The organism is Lentimicrobium sp. S6 (assembly GCF_013166635.1).
In the GTDB taxonomy this organism is placed as follows: Bacteria; Bacteroidota; Bacteroidia; order Bacteroidales; family UBA12170; genus UBA12170.
Genome location: NZ_JABKBZ010000204.1, coordinates 1 through 1,387, shown reverse-complemented (window position 1 = coordinate 1,387; position 1,387 = coordinate 1). Strand labels below are relative to the sequence as shown.

Genomic DNA, 1,387 nt, shown 5'->3' with positions numbered 1-1,387 from the left:
ACGCTTTGTCCGCTGGCACTTTGTCCATCAGCAAAAGTCCAAGACCAAGTATCGGGAGTGAGCAGAGGATCTACCACTTCGCCGCTTAGGCTGGCTGGAGTATTGCTACAAAGTTCGAAAGCTGCGATATCCAAAGTAAAATCTGGAGTCACATATAAGGTCTTATCCATGGTATCCACACAATTCAAGTTATCGGTGGCAATGAGTCTGATGTCTTTATCGCCAGGGCTGGTGTATTGGTGAGTTGGATTTTCGCTGCTGTAGGTGAATCCATCTCCCATTTGCCAGTTCCAAGCTATGATGTTTCCATTACTGGTAACCGATTGGTCGCTGAAATTGATGTCTTCGCCAAAGCAAAGAGCATTGCTGGTGAAGTTGGCCACAGGTGCTGGTGTGATGGTGACAGAAGCAGTTCTTGTATTGACACAAGTATTGGCATCGGTTACTTGGAAGCTCACATCGTAGCTACCAGGCAAGGCATATTCATGGCTTGGGTTTTGGCTAGTAGACTCGTTGAGGATTCCAGAGGAGGCTTCTCCGAAGGTCCATTGCCAAGCGGTGATGCTGGCATCTCCATCTAAGCTAATATCGCTAAACTCGGTGAGATTTTTCACACAAGCACTATTGGTATTAAAGCTAGCTGTTGGGTTTTCCCAAACCTTCACATTTTGAGAAGTGCTGTGGGTACATCCGTTTTCATCTGTTACGGTGAAGGTGGTCATATAGTCCCCTGCAGCGGTATAGGTATGGCTTGGATTGCTTTGTGTAGAAGTGTTTCCATCGGCAAAATCCCAGCTCCAGCTGTTGATAGCGGCATCGCCTAAAACAGTGGCGTCTGTAAGTTGCATGGCATCGCCTTGGCAAGGTGTGCTGGAGTTAAATGCCGCTTCTGGATTTTGATAAACGGTGATTTCTTTGGTGATGGTATTAAATCCAAAGGCTTTGGTTTTGAGTTCTACGGTGTAAGTTCCTGGAGCGGTGAATAGATGTGTAGGGTCTTTTTCGGTACTGGTATTATTAGCACTGGCTGGGTCACCAAAATCCCACCACCAATTGGTGATGCTTCCTTCGCTGGTAGTACTTAAATCAGTAAATTCTACATCGAAGCCAAAACAAGCAGGTGTAAAGCTAAAATTACTGGCGGGAGGAGGGTTTACACCTAAGCCAGCGGTGTAATTATGGCTACATCCATTGCCATCGGTAACGGTGAGGCTCACTTGGAAGTCGCCTAATATATCGTAGGTATGGCTTGGGTTTTGGAGTGTTGAAGTATTATCAGTTCCACTGGCTGGGTCATCAAAATCCCATTCCCAGCTTACGATAGCTGCTCCGCCATTGAGAGTGCTCAAGTCGGTGAAATCTACTGGTGTGCCAAGGGCCACTTCTG

1 protein-coding gene is annotated in these 1,387 nt (G+C 46.7%); it reads right to left on the bottom strand.

The features are described from left to right. A partial coding sequence (locus tag HNS40_RS22345; protein WP_172284925.1) for a PKD domain-containing protein occupies positions 1 to 1,387 on the bottom strand: 1,387 nt, incomplete at both ends.